Genomic DNA, 17,273 nt, shown 5'->3' with positions numbered 1-17,273 from the left:
GCGCTTGCACGATGGCTACCCGACGTCGTACGGTCGTCCACATCAGGGCCAAGGAGGGCAGGTTCGCCACCCTTGGCTGACATCTCGAATGCTTGGAGTGACTCAGATGCGACGGAGCATCCTTCTAGCCGCAGCGCTCAGCACCACGCTGGCGCTCACTGCCTGCTCCGGCGGCGGCAGCGGAGACGACGAGACCACCTCGGGGTCCGGCGATTCGACCGGCTCGACCGGTGCGCTGACGGTCTGGGTCGACGAGACCCGCCAGGCCGCGGTCACCGACGCCGCGAAGGCCTTCGAGGCCGAGAACGGCACCAAGGTCGAGGTCGTCCTCAAGAACTTCGACGACATCCGCGCGGACTTCCTCGCGCAGGTCCCGACCGGCAAGGGCCCCGACATCACGGTCGGCGCGCACGACTGGCTCGGCGAGTTCACCACCAACGGTGTCGTCGCCCCCCTCGAGCTCGGCGACAAGGCGTCCGAGTTCGAGAAGGTCTCGATCGAGGCCTTCACGCAGGACGGCCAGGTCTACGGCCTGCCCTACGCGATCGAGAACATCGCGCTCATCCGCAACACCGCGCTCGCCCCCGCGGCCCCCGCCACGTGGGACGAGGCCATCGCCGCCGGACAGGCCGCCGGGACCAAGTTCCCGATCCTCGTCCAGTCGGACGGCGCCAAGGGCGACCCGTACACGCACTACCCCTTCCAGACGTCGTTCGGCGCCCCGGTGTTCTCGCAGAACGCTGACGGCTCCTACACCTCCGAGCTCGCCATGGGCGGCCCCGAGGGCCAGGCGTTCGCGACGTGGCTCGGCGCACAGGGTGCCGCGGGCAACCTCAGCCAGGACACGACGTACGACATCGCGGTCGAGGCCTTCAAGAACGGCGAGTCGCCCTTCATCGTCGGTGGCCCGTGGATGATCGAGTCCTTCGAGGGCCTGGACCTCTCGATCGACCCGGTCCCCAGCGCCGGTGGCCAGCCCGCCCAGCCGTTCGTGGGCGTGCAGGGCTTCTACCTGAGCAACCAGAGCGAGAACGCTCTCGTCGCCAACGACTTCCTCGTCAACTTCCTCTCGACCGAGGAAGCCCAGACGGCCCTGTACAAGGCGGGCAACCGTTCGCCGGCGCTCACCGTCTCGGCTGACAAGGCCGCTGCCGAGGACCCGATCATCGCGGGCTTCCGCGCCGTCGGTGCCGACGCCGTCCCGATGCCCTCGATCCCCGAGATGGCTTCCGTGTGGAGCTTCTGGGGCGTGACCGAGGCCGCCATCGTCGCTGGCGCAGACCCGATCCCCACCTGGGACAAGATGATCGCCGACATCCAGGCAGCGATCGGTTCCTGATCACCTGACCTCGTGGCCGTGGCGCCTGGCGCCACGGCCACGAGCCGTCGGCGCGGACCGCACCAGCGGTGCTGCGCCAGCCCCATGACGCGGGCCGTACCCCCGTGTCGCACGACTACGGAGGCTCGATGTCCGCCCCACAGATCACGCCCACCGACAGCGAAGTCGGCGCTCCGGAGGACTCCGGGCCGCCCCAGGGGCCCCGCGCACAGCGCCCCCGTCGGGACCGTGACGGTTCGCACGCCCGGAACTACAGCCCGGGGTTCTTCGTCAAGCTCGCCCTCATGGCCGTCATCGACGCGCTCGGCGTGTACGTGGTCTGGTCCGCGTGGAGCGCGGAGTCGTACGGGATCCTCGCGGCGATGCTGGCCATGCTCGTCGCCGCCAACTGGGTCTACTTCTCCAAGCGGGCGCTGCCGCTCAAGTACATCCTGCCGGGCCTGCTGTTCCTGCTGGCCTACCAGATCTTCGTCGTGGCCTACACGGGCTACATCGCCTTCACCAACTACGGCACGGGCCACAACACGACCAAGGACCAGGCGGTCGAGGCGCTGCTCGTGCAGAACGAGCGCCGCGTCGAGGGCTCCGAGTCCGCGCCGCTCACGGTCCTCGTGGACGGCGACGAGCTCGCCTTCGCGATCGTCACCCCGGACGGGGACGTCGAGGTCGGCACGGCCGAGCAGCCCCTCACGGTGGTCGACGGCGCCGAGGTCGTGGGCGGCCGCGCTGCCGAGGTCCCGGGCTACGACGTCCTCGAGCGCGGCCAGGTGCTCGAGCGCCAGGAGGAGGTCACGAACCTCCGGGTGCCTGTGTCGGACGACCCCGAGGACGGGTCGATCCGCACGCCCGACGCCATGACGGGCTACGTCTACACCTCGACGCTCGAGTGGGACGCCGCGAGCGACACCATGACGGACACGACCACCGGGACCGTCTACACGCCCAACGACGACGGGCAGTTCGAGGCCGAGGACGGCTCGACCCTGGCCGTGGGCTGGCGCGTCGCGGTCGGGTTCGACAACTTCGTCACCGCGTTCTCGGACGGGCGCTACGCGCAGCCGTTCGTCAAGATCCTCGCCTGGACGTTCGTCTTCGCGATCGGGTCCGTGGCGACCACGTTCCTGCTCGGCCTGTTCCTCGCGATCACGTTCAACGACGTCCGCATGCGCGGTCGCAAGATCTACCGCGTGCTCATGATCCTGCCGTACGCGATCCCAGGGTTCCTCGCGGCCCTGCTGTGGTCGGGCCTGCTCAACACACGGTTCGGCTTCATCAACGAGGTCATCTTCGGGGGAGCGGAGATCCCGTGGCTCACGGACCCGGTCCTCGCGAAGCTCTCGGTCCTGTTCGTGAACCTGTGGCTGGGCTTCCCGTACATGTTCCTCATCTGCACGGGCGCGCTCCAGTCGCTGCCGTCGGACGTCATGGAGGCCGCGAAGATCGACGGCGCCGGGCGCTGGCGCACGTGGCGCTCGGTCACGCTGCCGCTGCTGCTCATCTCGACGGCGCCGCTGCTGATCTCGTCGTTCGCGTTCAACTTCAACAACTTCACGCTCATCTACATGCTCACCGGGGGTGGTCCACGGTTCGCGGACGCCTCGGTGCCGCTCGGCCACACGGACATCCTGATCTCGATGGTCTACCAGATCTCCGGCGTCGACGGCTCGGCCCCCAAGAACTTCGGGCTCGCGAGCGCGCTGTCGATCGTCATCTTCGTGATCGTCGGCACCATCTCGGCCCTGGCCTTCCGGAGCACCCGCAAGTTCGAGGAGATCAACTGACATGGCGACCACCTCTGTCTCCCCTTCCGTCGGCTCGTCCTCGGGCAGCTCGTCGGGCACCCCGTCCGGCTCGGGTGTCGGCCGTCAGCGCATGAAGCCCGGCCGCTGGTTCAGCGAGCTCGGCTGGCGCCACCTCGTGGGCGTCGTCGCGGTCGTGTTCGCGGCGTTCCCGCTGGTCTACGTCCTGTCGGCCTCGCTCTCGGAGAACGGCACGCTGACCGGCTCGAACACGCTCTTCAGCGACGTGAGCACCGCGAACTACGCGCAGCTGAGCGAGTCGCTGTTCTGGACGTGGATGCTCAACACGCTCGTGATCGCCGTGGTGACCTCGATCGGCACGGTCCTCATGGGGGCCGCGGCGGCCTACGCGTTCTCGCGCTTCCGCTTCTCGGGGCGTCGCGCCGGCCTGACGTCGCTGCTCATCATCCAGATGTTCCCGCAGATGCTCGCGTTCATCGCGATCTTCCTGCTGCTGCTGAGCCTCGGCGACGTGGTCCCGGCCCTGGGCCTGGACAGCAAGCTGTCGCTGATCTGCGTCTACCTCGGTGGCGCGCTGGGCGTGAACACGTTCCTCATGTACGGGTTCTTCAACACGGTCCCGCGCGAGCTCGACGAGGCGGCCAAGCTCGACGGCGCCACGCACGCGCAGATCTACTGGACGATCATCCTGCGCCTGGTCGCCCCGATCCTCGCGGTGGTCGCGCTGCTGTCCTTCATCAGCACGTACGGCGAGTTCATCATCGCCCGCATCGTGCTGACGTCGGAGTCCAACTGGACGCTCGCGGTGGGCCTGTACGGCTGGGTCTCGTCGCTGCGCGAGGCGAACTGGGGCCTGTTCACGGCCGGCGCCGTGGTCTCGGCGCTGCCGGTGCTGGCGCTGTTCCTCTACCTGCAGAAGTACATCGTGGGCGGTCTGACGGCCGGTTCGGTCAAGGGCTGAGCATGAGCACCTCCCTGCCCGACGACGTCACGTCCGCCGGGTCGGCCGCCTCGCCCCGCGAGGTGGTCGCCCTGGCCGCGCACCACGACGGCTCCGAGGTCTACGTCCACGGGGGCACGCCCGCCCTCGGGGACGTGGTCCTCGTCCGGGTCCGCGTGCCCCGGGTGCCGGGCGGTCCCGCCGCCCAGGTCCGGTCCGTGTGGCTGCGGACGGTCCGCGACGGCGAGCCCCGCCTGTCGCAGGCACGGCTCGAGCGCGAGGACGAGCACGAGTCCTGGTACGTCGCCGACGTCCTGGTCCACAACCCGGTCACGAGCTACCGCTTCTTCCTGGACCACCCGGGCGGGTACCAGTGGCTCAACGGGCGCGGGGTCTTCGACCGCGACGTGCCCGACGCCGCGGACTTCCGCCTCACGGTCCACCCGCCCGCGCCGTCCTGGATGGGCGACGGCGTCGTCTACCAGGTCTTCCCGGACCGGTTCGCGCGCTCGGCCGAGGCCGACGACCGGCCGGTCCCGGACTGGGGCCAGCCCGCGGACTGGGACGACGAGCCCCTCGCGGGTGGCCCCGGCGTGGGGACGCAGTACTACGGCGGAGACCTGCGGGGCATCGAGGAGCACCTCGACCACCTCCAGGCCCTCGGGGTGGGGACGGTCTACCTGACCCCGGTCTTCCCCGGGCGCTCCAACCACCGCTACGACGCGAGCACGTTCGACCACGTCGACCCGCTCCTGGGCGGCGACGAGGCCTACGCCTCGCTCTCGCGCGCCGTGCACGCACGCGGCATGCGGCTGCTCGGCGACCTGACGACCAACCACACGGGCGCGGGCCACGAGTGGTTCGAACGTGCGCACGCCGACGCGTCGAGCGCCGAGCGCGACTGGTTCTACTGGACGCCGGGCGAGCCCGGCTACGTGGGCTGGCTCGAGCACGCGTCGCTGCCCAAGCTCAACTACGGCTCGCCCACGCTCGGGGCGAGGATGATCGACGGGCCGGGCTCCGTCGTCGGGCGGTACCTGGGCGAGCCCTTCTCGCTCGACGGCTGGCGCATCGACGTCGCCAACATGACGGGCCGCTACGCCGACGAGGACCGCACGCTCGAGATCGCGCGCCGCATCCGGGCGACCATGACCGAGGTCAACCCGGACTCGGTCCTGGTCAGCGAGCACTTCCACGACGCGTCGCTCGACCTGGCTGGCGACGGCTGGCACGCCAACATGAACTACTCGGCGTTCACGCGTCCCGTCTGGACGTGGCTCGCCCCGCACGACTCGAGCGTCCCGTTCCTCGGGCTGCCCGTCACGACCCCGCGGCGGGGCGGGCGCAGCATGGTCGAGACCATGCGCGACTTCGACGCCGTGCTGCCGTGGGCCGTCACGTCGCGCCAGTGGAACATGCTCGGCTCGCACGACACACCGCGCCTGCGCTCGATCGTGGGGTCGGCCGAGATGGTCGAGGTCGCCGCGACGCTCCTGCTGACCTACCCCGGCACGCCCGTGATGTTCGCGGGCGACGAGGTGGGCCTGACGGGCACCAACGGCGAGCACGCGCGCGTGCCCATGCCGTGGGGCCGCTCGGAGCGCTGGGACAGCGACACCTTCGAGGTCTACCGGCGGCTCGTCGCGATGCGCCGCGCGAGCCGCGCCCTGCGCGAGGGCGGTCTGCGCTGGCTCCTGGTCGACGACGACGCCGTGGCGTACCTGCGCGAGACGACCGACGAGCGCGTGCTCGTCGTCGTCGCGCGCGACGCGTGGGCCGGGGCGCGGCTGCCGCGGCACCTGCTCACGGGCACCGAGCCCGAGCGCCTGTACGGCGAGCTCGGTCTCGAGGTCACCGCCGAGGGGCTCGACCTGGCCGGGGACGGACCGGGCGTCGGGGTGTGGCGGATCGGCTGAGCCGTTACGCACACGTGGTCTTCGACGAGAAGTGAGCAGATGCCCCTGGTCCGCGGCGATCAGGGGCACCTACGCACTTCTCGGCGCGGTGGTGGCGCGGGGGCGGCGCGCCACCGCGCGCCGTGCGCCTCGATAGGGTGGGACCCGTGCCGCACACCACGCCAGGAAACGCCCTCGGGTACTCGGCCGCCGACGTCGAGCGCTGGGTCCCCGAGCCGCCCAAGAGCAAGTCCCGCACGCCCTTCGAGCGCGACCGGGCGCGCGTCGTGCACTCCTCGGCGCTGCGCCGGCTCGGCGCCAAGACCCAGGTCCTGGGCCCGGGGTCGGACGACTTCGTGCGCACGCGTCTCACGCACAGCCTCGAGGTCGCCCAGGTGGGCCGGGAGATGGGCCGCGCCCTGGGCTGCGACCCCGACGTCGTCGACACCGCGTGCCTGGCCCACGACCTGGGGCACCCGCCGTTCGGGCACAACGGCGAGCGGGCGCTCGCGGAGATCATGGCCCAGCACGGCGGGTTCGAGGGCAACGCCCAGACCCTGCGCCTGCTGACCCGCCTCGAGCCCAAGGTCTTCGCGGCGGACGGCACGCCCGTCGGGCTCAACCTGACCCGCGCGAGCCTCGACGCGAGCGTCAAGTACCCGTGGCGCCGGGGCGAGGGGCCGCGGCGCCCCGACGGGACCACGACCCACAAGTTCGGCGTCTACCCCGACGACGTGCCCGTCTACACGTGGCTGCGCGAGGGGGCCCCCGAGCACGTCAAGTGCATGGAGGCCCAGGTCATGGACCTGGCCGACGACATCTCCTACTCGGTGCACGACGTCGAGGACGCGATCGTGGGCGGCAAGCTCGACCTCGCGGTCCTGGCCGACCCCGACGAGCGCGGGCGCGTCGTGGCCGCGGTGCGCGCCTGGTACGGCGACGCCTACGACGAGGCCGAGCTCGACGCCGCGATCTCCCGTCTCGAGGCGACCGGTCACCTGATGCGCGGCTTCGACGGGTCGCGCCGGGCGCTCGCGGCGCTCAAGGACTCGACGAGCCAGCTCATCGGGCGCTTCAGCGGGTCGGCCCAGGCCGCGACGCGCGAGGAGTACGGCGACGGGCTGCTCACGCGCTACTCGGCCCGCCTCGTGGTCCCCTCGACGACGTCCGCGGAGATCCTGGTGCTCAAGGGCATGGCCGTGGCGTACGTCATGGCCCCGCGCGAGCTGGAGCCGCTGCACCACCAGCAGCGCCAGGTCCTCGCGGACCTGGTCGAGGTCTTCAGCGACAAGGCGCCCGACGCGCTCGAGGCGCCTTTCGCGGCGGACTGGCTCGAGGCGCCCGACGACGCCGCTCGCCTCCGCGTGGTCGTCGACCAGGTCGCGTCGCTCACCGACGTCAGCGCCTACCAGCTGCACGACCGGTGGGTGTCGCCGCGCTGATCCACCGCACGACCGCGGCCCGCGCCCCGGAGGGTGCGGGCCGCCGTCGTGCCGCTGGTCAGCCCAGCGTCGTGGTGAGCTGCGCGACGAACTCGTCGAGCGCGTAGGGGATGCTCAGGACCGTGGGCGCGGACGTGGCCATGGCGTAGTCCATGCCCACGACCCGCACGACCCGGCCGTCGACGACCGAGGGCAGCGCGGCGAACAGCGGGTTGCCCAGGAGGGTGTCGTAGACCGTCTCGTCGACGTCGATGAGGATGAACGCGTCGGCGTCGAGCGTGGGGATCAGCTCCGAGCTGACCGAGACCGACGAGGCGTCCTCGGCGCCGCAGACCGCGAGCGTGCCGGGGGAGGGCTCGAGCCCGATCTGCGTCAGCAGCTCGATGCGCGGGTCCGAGGGGCAGAAGACGATGACGCCGCCCTCGCCGTTCATGGCGTACGTGATGGTCTTGCCCTGGAGCTCGGGGTGGGCCGCGGCGGTCTCGGCGACCGTGGTCCCGACGCCCTCGACGAGCTCGTCCGCACGGGCAGGCTGTCCGAGGGCCGCACCGATCATGGTCGTCTGGTCCTGCCACGACGTCTCCCACGCCGAGCCGGGGAACGCGACCGTGGGCGCGATCTCCGTGAGGCGCTCGTAGGCCGTGTCCGTGATCCCCGAGTAGACCGCGATGATCACGTCGGGGCGCAGCGCAGCGATCTGCTCGAACGGGACGTCGGGGTTGGACGTGAGGAGCTCGGGGGTCGCGCCCTCGAACGTCTCGGTGAGCCACGGCAGGATGTCGTCCTCGATGCCGGGGCCCGTGAACTTCTCGATGCCCACGGGGACCTTGCCGAACGCGACGACGGCGTCCTGGCTGCTCCAGCCGATCGTGACGACCCGCTGGGGTTCCTTCTCGATCGTCGTCGACCCGTAGGCGTGGTCGATCGAGACCGGGAACGCGTCGGCCTCGGCGAGGCGGGTCGCGGCGACGTCGCCACCCCCCGCGGGGGCGGACGTGGCGGAGTCGGTGCCACCCGTCGAGCAGGCCGCGAGCGCGGCGAGCGTCACGAGCGAGGCGACGGCGCCCAGGAGGTGCCGCGGCGTGGTCCGTCGGCGGGAGCTGGTCGGGGTCATGAAGAGGTCCTCCGTCGAGCGTCTCGCGATGCGAGGCGCTCGGTAGTTAGATGAGCCTAGCCTTAGTTGGCGGAACAAAGGTGAGGCTAACCCGGGCCGGATCGAGAAATCCTGCCAGCACGGACCGATTTCCCGCCAGGGTCAGTGGCCAGGGGCCCCGAGCAGGCGGGCGTAGGCCGCAGGCGACATGCCCGTGGTGCGACGGAAGACCGTGACGAACGTGCTCGGGCTCGAGTACCCGACGGTCCGTGCGACCTCGCGGACCGAGCGGCCCTCGGCGAGCAGCACCAGGGCGGCCCCCGTCCGGGCGAGGATGCGCCACTGGGCGAAGGACAACCCCGTCTCGGCGACGAACCGCCGCATGAAGGAACGCGGGCTCATGCCCACGTCGGACGCCCAGGCGTCGAGCGACCGGCCGTCGCCGGGGGACGCGAGCAGCCGCTCGGCGACGTGCAGCAGGTCCACGTCGCGCGGCATGCGCAGCTCGATGCTCGCCACGGGCAGGGGCAGCATCTGCTCGATCGCGAGCGCCTGCAGGCTGTGCCGGCTGGTGTCCGGCATGACGGCCGTGGTGTCGTGCAGGAGCAGCTCGCGCAGCAGGGCGCTGACCGGTACCCCCACGACGCTCTCCCACCGCGGCGCGACCTGGTCGGGATTCAGGTAGGTCGCGTAGACGGTCACGTCGGGGTCGGCCCGGACCTTGTGGCGCGTCCCGGCGGGCAACCAGATGCCGAGGCTCGGCGGGACCAGCCACCGCCGGCCCGTGGCCTCGACGTCGAGCGGCCCGCCCTCGCCCCAGACGAGCTCGTGCTCGTAGTGCACCTCGTCGGGCCACTCGCGCGCGTGGCCGGGCTCGAACACGTTGGTCGCGAGGCTCCACGGGTCGGCGACGAACCGCCCCTCGGGCGCCCGGTAGGGCACCGCGGGCTCCTCGGTGAACGACGGAGCACCCCAGATGCGGATGCTCCCGGGGTGCTCGGTGCTCGTCATGGGCAGGACGTTACCGCCCGTGCCGGGCGGGCGGGCCTGGTCGGCCGGGCCTGGTCGACCGTCCCTGGCGGGGCGGACGGGCGAGCGCTCAGCCGGTCGGCTGCTCGCTCATCCACGCGTCGCTGGCCCGCTGCACGTCCTCGGGCGTGACCGAGCCCGCGACCGTCACGAAGTACCACCGGTGCCCGAACGGACAGCGCACCGCGGCCTGGCGGAAGCCCTCGAACCAGTCGGCGGGCTCGGCCGTGCTCGTCGCCCCCGCGGCGATCGCGCGGGCGTAGGCCGCGTCCGTGTCGGGGACGGGCACCGTGAACGACACGGGCGTCGGGCCCTCGGGATCCGGTGCCGCGGAGCCGGCCCCCGGGAACTCCTGCGCGACGGTGAACGTCGAGAACCCGGACGTCGTGGGCAGGCGCAGGTCGGAATGGATGATCGCGTCCCCTGCCGTGATCACGTCGTCGACCTCGGCGCCGAACGCCGCGGTGTAGAAGTCGATCGCCGCGCGGGCGTCGCTGACGGCCAGGTTGGGGTGCAGGGCGGACATGTCCATGGTTCCTCCAGTGCTCGGGTGCTGATGTCCCCATCGTCTGTCGGTGCGCGGTGGCAGTCTTGGAGGAATGCGACACGAACGCGGCAGCGTCCCCGGGGTCTCCGGCGTCCCGTCCACCACCTACGGCGTGGTGGACCCCGTCGCCGCGCGCCGAGCGTTCGCCCTCGGACGGTTCCCGGCTCCCGCGGACCTCGCCGACCGCGTCGACTGGTTCTGGCTCGTGCGGTGGGACCTGCCGGCGGGCGAGTCCTTCACGCAGACCGTCATCCCGCACCCGTGCGTCAACCTCGTGGCAGAGCCCAGCGGGTTCGCGGCCCACGGCATCCCCGAGGGGCTCTTCGACCGCACCCTCGTCGGGACGGGCGTCGTCGTGGCCGCCAAGCTGCGTCCGGGCGCGCTGAACGTCCCGCGCGGGACGTCCGTGCCGGCGTCGGGCGTGCTGGGCGCCGGTGCGGACGAGGCGGGGGAGCGCGCCCTCGCGCTCGCCGAGCGCGGCGAGGACGAGGACGCGGTCCGCGTCCTCGCGGGGCTCGTGCGAGAGCGGCTCGCCCCGGACCAGCACCTCGCGCAGGTCTCGCGCGTGCTGGACGCCGCGACCTCGGGCGACCTGGGACCCCGAGCGCGCGTCGCGGACCTCGCCCGGGTCGCGGGCACGAGCACGCGCAGCCTCCAGCGGCTGCTCGGCGAGCGGCTGGGCGTCGGGCCCAAGTGGGTCCTGCAACGCCATCGCGTCCACCTCGCGGCCGAGCGGCTCGCCCAGGACCCCGGCCAGGACCTGTCGGCGCTCGCGGTCGACGTGGGCTACTACGACCAGGCGCACCTGGCTGTGGACTTCGTCTCCGTGACCGGTCACACCCCCGGGGCGTACGCGCGGCGGTGCGCGGAATCCCGGGCCAGGCTGCTCGAGCTCGTGTCCTCCTGAGGTCACCCGAGCGGTCGGTGGGCGCGGCTGATGGCTGATCGGACGGGGCCCGGCGCGAGACGTCACCGGCGGCACCTACACTCGGGTACGTGGCAGGTCTGATCCGACGCGAGGACGTCGATGCGGTGCGCGAACGCGCGAGGATCGACGAGATCGTGTCCTCGCACGTGACGCTCAAGCCGGCCGGTGTCGGCTCGCTCAAGGGCCTGTGCCCCTTCCACGACGAGCGCTCCCCGTCCTTCCACGTCCGCCCCCAGGTGGGGCGCTGGCACTGCTTCGGCTGCAACGAGGGCGGCGACGTCATCTCGTTCGTCCAGAAGATCGACGGCATGACGTTCACGGAGGCCGTCGAGTACCTCGCGGACCGCGTGGGCATCCAGCTGCGGTACGAGGAGGGCGGCGGCCCGCGCCGCACCGAGGAGCCCGGCAAGCGACAGCGCCTGCTCGAGGCGCACCGCGTGGCCTCGCAGTTCTTCTCCGAGCAGCTCTTCGCTCCGGGCGCCACGGTCGCGCGCACGTTCCTGGCCGAGCGCAGCTTCGACCGGTCGGACGCCGAGCGCTTCGGTGTCGGGTTCGCGCCGACGGGCTGGGACGCGCTGCTGCGCCACCTGCGCGGGCGCGGCTTCACCGAGGCGGAGCTGATCGCGTCGGGCCTCATGAGCCAGGGCCAGCGTGGCATCTACGACCGCTTCCGCGGACGTCTCGTGTGGCCCATCCGCGACGTGACGGGCGAGACCATCGGGTTCGGTGCGCGCAAGCTCTTCGACGAGGACCAGGGCCCCAAGTACCTCAACACCCCGGAGACCACGCTCTACAAGAAGTCCCAGGTGCTCTACGGGATCGACCTCGCGAAGCGGGAGATCGCCAAGAACAAGCGCGTCGTGGTCGTCGAGGGGTACACCGACGTCATGGCCGCGCACCTGTCGGGCATCACGACGGCCGTCGCGACGTGCGGCACGGCGTTCGGCTCGGACCACGCGCGCATCGTGCGCCGCCTCCTGGGTGACACGACCGCGGGCGGCGGGCTCCAGCTCGCGTCGGGCGCGTCGCTCGGGGGAGAGATCGTCTTCACGTTCGACGGCGACGCGGCGGGCCAGAAGGCCGCGGTCCGCGCGTTCGGCGAGGACCAGCGCTTCTACGCGCAGACGTTCGTCGCGGTCGAGCCGAGCGGCATGGACCCGTGCGAGCTGCGCATGGCGCACGGCCCGGAGGGTGTCCGCGCGCTCGTCGAGGGCCGCCAGCCCCTGTTCGAGTTCGTCATCCGCACCACGCTCGACACGTTCGACCTGGACACCGCCGAGGGGCGCGTGGCCGCGCTGCGCGCCGCGGCCCCGGTCGTCGCGGGCATCCGCGACACGGCCCTGCGGCCCGAGTATGCGCGCATGCTCGCGGGCTGGATCGGCATGGACTCGGAGTCGGTGCGCCGCGCGGTCGCGGCGGCGGGCAAGGCGGGGGTCCCGCAGACGCTGCCGGCCCCGGTCCGCCCGCCTTCCCCCTCGCCCGACGACGCAGCTCCGGCCGCGCCGTCGGGCCCGGTCTTCTCTCCGCCGGACCCGCGCGACCCCGTGGCCCGTCTCGAGCGGCAGGCGCTCGTCGTCGCGCTCCAGTACCCCCAGTTCGTGCCCGCCGAGGAGTTCGACGCGTTCTCCGAGTCGGCCTTCGCGACGCCCGCGTGGCGAGCCGTGCACGACGCGATCCGGGCCGCGGGCGGCATGGCCGGAGCGGCCGCGCACCCGGCAGGGCAGTGGGTCGAGGCCGTGATCGAGCAGTCCCCGGAGACGGTGCGCGGCATCGTCAACCAGCTGGCCGTCGCCCCGCTGCCCGAGGACCGCGAGAACGTCATCCAGGGGTACGTCAAGGGTGTCATCAAGGCGTTCGTCGACCTGGGCCTCACACGGCGCGTCGCGGACGCCAAGAGCCGCCTCCAGCGCCTGGACCCTGCGGGGGACCAGGATGCCTACGGTGCGGCGTTCGCCGAGCTCCTGGCCGTCGAGCGGGAACGTCGAGAGCTGCGCGAAGGCGCCTGAGGACGTGGCGTGCGCGCGGTCGACGAGGGTGACGCGCCCGGTCGTCGAGGGTGACGCGTGCCGCCCTCCGTCCGTCCGCGGTGCGATCGACCCGCACAAGGTGCTGTGGACAGCGGCCGAGAGCCGCCTCGACCGGGTGAGGATGGTGGGTGCCGGCCGGCACCACCGCGGGGAGGACCCCCGTCGCTCCAGGCTCTCTCCGAGGAGACCGTTCATGTCACGTGTCGTCGCGGTACCCACCCTTGCCCGCAGTGCCCCTCTGATCGTGGGCGGGGTGTCCGCCCTGGCTCTCGCTCAGCTCCTCGTCGTCGTAGCCCTCGCGCTCGACGGGGCCGCGACGTACGGCGCATCGTCCTACGGCGGGTCGCCTGACGCCTCGGGGGTGGCTGCGCTCCTGGTCCTCGGTGGTCTCGTGGCCCTGTCCGGACTGGCGACCTTCCTGGTCGGCCTCTACCGGGCGGTCGCCAACGTCGACCGCTACCTCGCGTTCCGGGTCGCCGTGATGCCGCGCCGTGTCGAGGGAGCAGGTACCGGAGGAGGCCTCGTCCCGGCCCAGGTAGGTCGTGGCGCACAGCCGCTCAGCCCGTTGAGATGAAGGTCACACCTCTCGCCGGCTCGAGGTGACCCGAGGGATGACAAAGGCCCCTGACCTGCGTCTCCGCAGATCAGGGGCCTCTCGTCGTGCTCCCGCGGTAGGACTTGAACCTACGACCGTCCGATTAACAGTCGGATGCTCTGCCAGCTGAGCTACGCGGGACCGCTCACCCACCGTTTTGCACCGGTTGGGCGACCGGAGAAAACTCTATCAGCATCAGAGGGGTAGTCCGGACATCGAGCGGACCCGGTCCTCCGCGGCGTCGATCGCAGCCCGTGTCCGCGGGTCGTCGAGGTCCACCCCGGCCTCGGCGACGACCTGCGAGAAGAGCGAGCCGTCGGTGTCGCGGCGGACCGCGACCTTGGCCGACCGGCCGGCCCCGAGAGCGACCACCTCCGCGAGCACGACCGAAGACTGCACGCGCTCCCGGACGGTCTGTGCCAGCGTGGTGCGCCGCGAGTCGGCGAGACGCAGGACCAGGGGAGCGGCGCCGTCGACCCACTCGACCGTGATCGACGCGGTGACCGGGTCGTAGCCTGCGCGGTCCACGTCGCACCAGGGGCGGGACGAGCCGTCCTCACCCGTCGTGGCCAGGACCGTGCGCGTCGCCGCGGCCCACGAGCCGTCGACGAGCTGCGCCGCAGCGAGCACCGCGTCCTTGGGGGCGAGGCGCAGGGACCTGCGGGCGTCGTCGGGCAGGGAGCTACGGGCGAACAGAGCCATGTCAGACACGGTACTGCCCTGCTGCCCGACGGGCGCGCACCTGCCGGTACGCTTGTCCGCCGAGGGGCAGTAGCTCAGTCGGTCAGAGCATCGGACTCATAATCCGCCGGTCGTGGGTTCAAGCCCCACCTGCCCTACCCCTGTGACCTGCGGGTTTTGCCAGGTCTTGACTGATGCGTGTTCAGTCGTGCAGCAAAAATGCAGCAACCATACGCGCAGAGCCCCGACCCTCCGAAGAGGGCCGGGGCTCTGGCGTAAACGGCGGGAATCTGCGCTACAGTGACGCCCACAACGACATAGAACGGCCCCGACGAGTGGTGGAACACTCAGCCGGGGCCTCACCACTGAAGAGTTAGGGCTCTCCCATGGCTGACGCACACGTTATCAGCCTGCCTACGGCATCGTTGCCGGGCACGGCGCACCACCCCATCGACTCCGCGCGGCGCATGTACGCCTGGCGCGACGCGATCTGGGCATCGGACCTCACCGCGACCGAGAAGCTCGTCGCGCTCACCTACGCCGACCACGCCTCGAGCGGCACCCTGCGCGTCTGGGTGAGCCCCGAGCGCCTGCGTCAGCGGACCTCCCTCAAGCGCACGTCGACGACGGGCGCCCTGCGCCGGCTGGCCGCGGCCGGGTGGCTCAAGGTCACGACCCCGGGCAGCACCGGTGTGGCCACCAGGTACGCCCTGACGATCCCCGACGAGGTCGCCGCGACGATGCCGGTCCCCACGACGACGAGCACGAGCACGCCGCCGGTCGTGTCGCCTCACGACGAAAGGGTGTCGCCTCGCGACGAGATCGTGTCGGCAGACGACCCCGATCCCCTGACCTATCCCTCTCCCCATCCCACCAACCAGGGCCAGGACGACGACGTTGTCGGGTTGGTGGAGGAGATCCGCTCCCACCCCCTGGCGATCGGCCTGACGGCCACCGCAACCCGCGCACACGCCGCCTCGCTGCGTACCGCAGGCTGGACCCGCGAGACGCTCGGCCACGAGCTGCGCACCCAGGACTTCACCGGAGCCCGCGGTCCCGGCCTGCTCCGCTACCGCCTCGCCGCGCTCGCCACCAGCACCCCGCCGCAGCCCGTCACCGTCACCCCTGTCGCCGAGCGCGGGCCCTCCGCCGTGCAGCGACTCCTGGCCGAGCACGACGCCCACGCCACCGCACGTCCCGCCAGCCCCGAGACCATCGCCGCAGTACGTGCCGCCGCACACCGCCGGATCGCAGCATGAGCGCCACCGCAGCCGCCCAGACTCTCCCGCGCCGCCCCGACACCGAGAGGCCCGTCATAACCGCCCAGACGACCGCACACAGCCCCGCACGCATCAACCCCGACCACCTCGCCGTGCTCGTCGTCGCGGCGTCCCTGACTGGGCTCCTGGCCGCGACGTCGTTCCTGCTCAGCTTCGACGGCCTGTCCGCCGTCGCGCCCTGGGCGGTAGTCCGGCCCGGGCGCGCATGGCTCATCCCAGTCTCGATCGACGCAGCTCAGATCGACTTCATCCTCGCGGCGTTCATCCACTTCGCCCGCAGCGAGTCGACACCGTGGGCCTGGACGTGGGTTACGTTCTGGACGCTCGTGTCCGCGTCCGCCAACGCGGCGTACGCCTGGTCGTCCGGCCCGTGCGGCTGGGAAGGCATCGCCGGGGCTGGCCTCGTCGCGTTCTTCCCGATCGGGACCCAAGTCACCTCGCACACCGCAGCACGCATCATGATCGGACGCCTGGCCCTCGTGGCCGCGAGCGCCGTCGAGCCGGACAGGCAGACGGACGCGAACAGCCGGACGGACAGCGACACGGACGCGGACGGGCGGATGCCGGACCCGTTCGTCGTGCTCGAGTAGATCGAGCAGGCCGGCCCGGAGGTCGAAGTCGTCGACGAGCTGACCGTCATGGCCGCGAGCGCCTACGTGGCGGACGGACGGGTGGACAGCGATGCGGACACCCGGACGGTGTCCGTCCGCTCGGCACGGTCGTCCGTGTCCGTCGAGGCCGTCTGTCCGGACATCGAGCGCCGTGTCCGCGAGGGGGCGTCCGGTCGGGAGATCGCCCGCGACCTCGGGCTCGGACGGACGCGGGTCTGCGAGATCGTCCGCGAGGTCCGCGCAGCTAGCGAGCGGTTCGAGCTCGTGGAGGAGACCTATCCCGCGTAAGCGGGAGGATCGGGACCACCGGCCGATGCAGGCGGCTCGGGCACGGTCGTGCGACTCGACCGGTTGCCATCTCTTGTGCCGAGCTACGCATCAAACGCTTCGAAGAACCAGGCCCCTGTATCGGGGATGATGCTCCGGAGATCGTCGTCGACGTCGAGTTTGTACCGTGAGGTCAGCAGTGCTAGCCGTTCGCCAACCGCTGCTCGAAGCCCGCCGAGCGCAACGAAGAACGGCTCCGGCCTCAGGACCGCGAAGCCGTTGTCTTGGAGTGGCGCAGTCGTCATAAAGTTCGCCAGCAGTTTGCGGATCTCCTTCAGCAGACTGGCAAGTTCGGGAGAGATGCCTTTGGTGCTGATTTGTTCGGTGAGGTCGTCTCGAGCTTGGCTCGCCGATTCCAGCACGTGGTTTGGGACCTCGTATGCGAAGTCCTCCCACAGCATCCGCTTGTCCTCGAGGATCGAGATCACCCTCCGTGCGATCTCCGCGTCACCGTCGAGATACTCCCACTGAAGGCCGCCCGCTGCTGTCGAAATCCCGGTGATTCGCCATCGTCTGCTCATGTCCGAACGCTAGGGGATAGCGTCGAGTTTTACCAGAGTGACCGGGCGACGGGGGATCGAGGCTCCGCACGGGTAGGTTCCCGGCATGGCAGGGGGATGGACGATTCGTGAGCTCGCGCGCGAGGCCGGGGTGTCGCGCCGAGTGTGTGGTCGTGGATCGCGGAGCAGAGTTGAGAGCGGCCGACGTCGGGCCCGTGGATCCTCGACGACGAGCAGGCGGCCGCGGTGTTCAAGCGGTTCGAGCAGACCGCCCCGTTG

At 71.4% G+C, this 17,273-nt stretch carries 16 protein-coding genes and 2 tRNA genes; 12 read left to right on the top strand and 6 right to left on the bottom strand.

The features are described from left to right. Nucleotides 1-106 precede the first annotated feature (106 nt). The 5 genes from ACIPWA_RS11205 to ACIPWA_RS11185 all read left to right on the top strand — a co-directional run bounded on the left by ACIPWA_RS11205 (nt 107) and on the right by ACIPWA_RS11185 (nt 7,376). Nucleotides 107-1,339, top strand: coding sequence for a sugar ABC transporter substrate-binding protein (locus ACIPWA_RS11205; RefSeq protein WP_056763427.1), 1,233 nt, complete (start codon nt 107-109; stop codon nt 1,337-1,339). Nucleotides 1,340-1,467: 128 nt separating this feature from the next. After that, entirely contained in the window at nt 1,468-3,120 is a 1,653-nt protein-coding gene (locus ACIPWA_RS11200; RefSeq protein WP_056651450.1) for an ABC transporter permease subunit, read from the top strand. 1 nt (nt 3,121) lies between these two features. Further along, entirely contained in the window at nt 3,122-4,060 is a 939-nt protein-coding gene (locus ACIPWA_RS11195; protein ID WP_056650834.1) for a sugar ABC transporter permease, read from the top strand. 2 nt (nt 4,061-4,062) lie between these two features. Further along, nucleotides 4,063-5,955, top strand: coding sequence for a glycoside hydrolase family 13 protein (locus ACIPWA_RS11190; RefSeq protein ID WP_400290179.1), 1,893 nt, complete (start codon nt 4,063-4,065; stop codon nt 5,953-5,955). Nucleotides 5,956-6,101: 146 nt separating this feature from the next. Beyond that, on the top strand, nt 6,102-7,376 hold the full coding sequence (locus ACIPWA_RS11185) for a deoxyguanosinetriphosphate triphosphohydrolase (protein WP_068708711.1): 1,275 nt from the start codon (nt 6,102-6,104) through the stop codon (nt 7,374-7,376). 58 nt (nt 7,377-7,434) lie between these two features. On the opposite strand, the gene ACIPWA_RS11180 is transcribed toward ACIPWA_RS11185, so the two are convergent. The 3 genes from ACIPWA_RS11180 to ACIPWA_RS11170 all read right to left on the bottom strand — a co-directional run bounded on the left by ACIPWA_RS11180 (nt 7,435) and on the right by ACIPWA_RS11170 (nt 10,024). Continuing rightward, nucleotides 7,435-8,490 (bottom strand): iron-siderophore ABC transporter substrate-binding protein, encoded by a 1,056-nt coding sequence (locus ACIPWA_RS11180; RefSeq protein WP_400290176.1) that lies wholly within the window; start codon nt 8,488-8,490, stop codon nt 7,435-7,437. Between the two features lie 141 nt (nt 8,491-8,631). Further along, the gene (locus ACIPWA_RS11175) at nt 8,632-9,480 is read right to left on the bottom strand and encodes a helix-turn-helix domain-containing protein (RefSeq protein ID WP_056650843.1); all 849 of its coding nucleotides are present in this window, start codon (nt 9,478-9,480) and stop codon (nt 8,632-8,634) included. A gap of 88 nt (nt 9,481-9,568) precedes the next feature. Further along, entirely contained in the window at nt 9,569-10,024 is a 456-nt protein-coding gene (locus tag ACIPWA_RS11170; protein ID WP_169834213.1) for a VOC family protein, read from the bottom strand. Between the two features lie 73 nt (nt 10,025-10,097). On the opposite strand from ACIPWA_RS11170, the gene ACIPWA_RS11165 reads away from it, so the two are divergent. The 3 genes from ACIPWA_RS11165 to ACIPWA_RS11155 all read left to right on the top strand — a co-directional run bounded on the left by ACIPWA_RS11165 (nt 10,098) and on the right by ACIPWA_RS11155 (nt 13,574). Next, nucleotides 10,098-10,952, top strand: coding sequence for an AraC family transcriptional regulator (locus ACIPWA_RS11165; RefSeq protein ID WP_068625789.1), 855 nt, complete (start codon nt 10,098-10,100; stop codon nt 10,950-10,952). Nucleotides 10,953-11,041: 89 nt separating this feature from the next. Next, complete coding sequence (gene dnaG / locus ACIPWA_RS11160) at nt 11,042-12,979, top strand: DNA primase (RefSeq protein ID WP_400290173.1); 1,938 nt, start codon at nt 11,042-11,044, stop codon at nt 12,977-12,979. A 214-nt stretch (nt 12,980-13,193) separates the two neighbouring features. Next, nucleotides 13,194-13,574: a hypothetical protein gene (locus tag ACIPWA_RS11155; RefSeq protein ID WP_400290172.1), complete on the top strand. Its 381-nt coding sequence runs from the start codon at nt 13,194-13,196 to the stop codon at nt 13,572-13,574. Nucleotides 13,575-13,663: 89 nt separating this feature from the next. On the opposite strand, the gene ACIPWA_RS11150 is transcribed toward ACIPWA_RS11155, so the two are convergent. After that, nucleotides 13,664-13,736 (bottom strand) — tRNA-Asn (locus ACIPWA_RS11150). Nucleotides 13,737-13,790: 54 nt separating this feature from the next. Beyond that, a complete protein-coding gene (locus ACIPWA_RS11145; RefSeq protein ID WP_056650858.1) occupies nt 13,791-14,297 on the bottom strand; it encodes a hypothetical protein in 507 nt (168 codons plus the stop codon). Nucleotides 14,298-14,360: 63 nt separating this feature from the next. On the opposite strand from ACIPWA_RS11145, the gene ACIPWA_RS11140 reads away from it, so the two are divergent. The 4 genes from ACIPWA_RS11140 to ACIPWA_RS11125 all read left to right on the top strand — a co-directional run bounded on the left by ACIPWA_RS11140 (nt 14,361) and on the right by ACIPWA_RS11125 (nt 16,455). Then, a tRNA-Ile gene (locus ACIPWA_RS11140) sits at nt 14,361-14,434 on the top strand. A 228-nt stretch (nt 14,435-14,662) separates the two neighbouring features. Beyond that, a complete protein-coding gene (locus ACIPWA_RS11135; RefSeq protein WP_400290169.1) occupies nt 14,663-15,535 on the top strand; it encodes a hypothetical protein in 873 nt (290 codons plus the stop codon). Continuing rightward, nucleotides 15,532-16,146 carry a DUF2637 domain-containing protein gene (locus tag ACIPWA_RS11130; protein WP_400290167.1) on the top strand — a complete coding sequence of 205 codons (615 nt, stop codon included), beginning with the start codon at nt 15,532-15,534 and terminating at the stop codon, nt 16,144-16,146. Before ACIPWA_RS11135 ends, ACIPWA_RS11130 begins: the two co-directional genes overlap by 4 nt. 48 nt (nt 16,147-16,194) lie before the next feature. Beyond that, nucleotides 16,195-16,455, top strand: a complete 261-nt coding sequence (locus tag ACIPWA_RS11125; protein WP_400290164.1) for a hypothetical protein — start codon at nt 16,195-16,197, stop codon at nt 16,453-16,455. A gap of 83 nt (nt 16,456-16,538) precedes the next feature. Here ACIPWA_RS11125 and ACIPWA_RS11120 read toward each other — a convergent pair whose 3' ends face one another. After that, entirely contained in the window at nt 16,539-17,015 is a 477-nt protein-coding gene (locus ACIPWA_RS11120) for a DUF6650 family protein (RefSeq protein WP_400290162.1), read from the bottom strand. Nucleotides 17,016-17,273 lie beyond the last annotated feature (258 nt).

It is taken from the genome of Oerskovia enterophila, assembly GCF_044748475.1.
GTDB lineage: Bacteria > Actinomycetota > Actinomycetes > Actinomycetales > Cellulomonadaceae > Oerskovia > Oerskovia enterophila.
This window is presented reverse-complemented; position numbering and strand designations above follow the sequence as displayed.

Coding starts and splice junctions, on each gene's coding strand:
- ACIPWA_RS11180 (WP_400290176.1), bottom strand. CDS start 8,490: ATGACCCCGACCAGCTCCCGCCGACGGACCACGCCGCGGCACCTCCTG.
- ACIPWA_RS11135 (WP_400290169.1), top strand. CDS start 14,663: ATGGCTGACGCACACGTTATCAGCCTGCCTACGGCATCGTTGCCGGGC.
- ACIPWA_RS11190 (WP_400290179.1), top strand. CDS start 4,063: ATGAGCACCTCCCTGCCCGACGACGTCACGTCCGCCGGGTCGGCCGCC.
- ACIPWA_RS11125 (WP_400290164.1), top strand. CDS start 16,195: ATGGCCGCGAGCGCCTACGTGGCGGACGGACGGGTGGACAGCGATGCG.
- ACIPWA_RS11170 (WP_169834213.1), bottom strand. CDS start 10,024: ATGTCCGCCCTGCACCCCAACCTGGCCGTCAGCGACGCCCGCGCGGCG.
- ACIPWA_RS11195 (WP_056650834.1), top strand. CDS start 3,122: ATGGCGACCACCTCTGTCTCCCCTTCCGTCGGCTCGTCCTCGGGCAGC.
- ACIPWA_RS11200 (WP_056651450.1), top strand. CDS start 1,468: ATGTCCGCCCCACAGATCACGCCCACCGACAGCGAAGTCGGCGCTCCG.
- ACIPWA_RS11145 (WP_056650858.1), bottom strand. CDS start 14,297: ATGGCTCTGTTCGCCCGTAGCTCCCTGCCCGACGACGCCCGCAGGTCC.
- ACIPWA_RS11130 (WP_400290167.1), top strand. CDS start 15,532: ATGAGCGCCACCGCAGCCGCCCAGACTCTCCCGCGCCGCCCCGACACC.
- ACIPWA_RS11165 (WP_068625789.1), top strand. CDS start 10,098: ATGCGACACGAACGCGGCAGCGTCCCCGGGGTCTCCGGCGTCCCGTCC.
- ACIPWA_RS11120 (WP_400290162.1), bottom strand. CDS start 17,015: ATGAGCAGACGATGGCGAATCACCGGGATTTCGACAGCAGCGGGCGGC.
- ACIPWA_RS11205 (WP_056763427.1), top strand. CDS start 107: ATGCGACGGAGCATCCTTCTAGCCGCAGCGCTCAGCACCACGCTGGCG.
- ACIPWA_RS11175 (WP_056650843.1), bottom strand. CDS start 9,480: ATGACGAGCACCGAGCACCCCGGGAGCATCCGCATCTGGGGTGCTCCG.
- ACIPWA_RS11155 (WP_400290172.1), top strand. CDS start 13,194: ATGTCACGTGTCGTCGCGGTACCCACCCTTGCCCGCAGTGCCCCTCTG.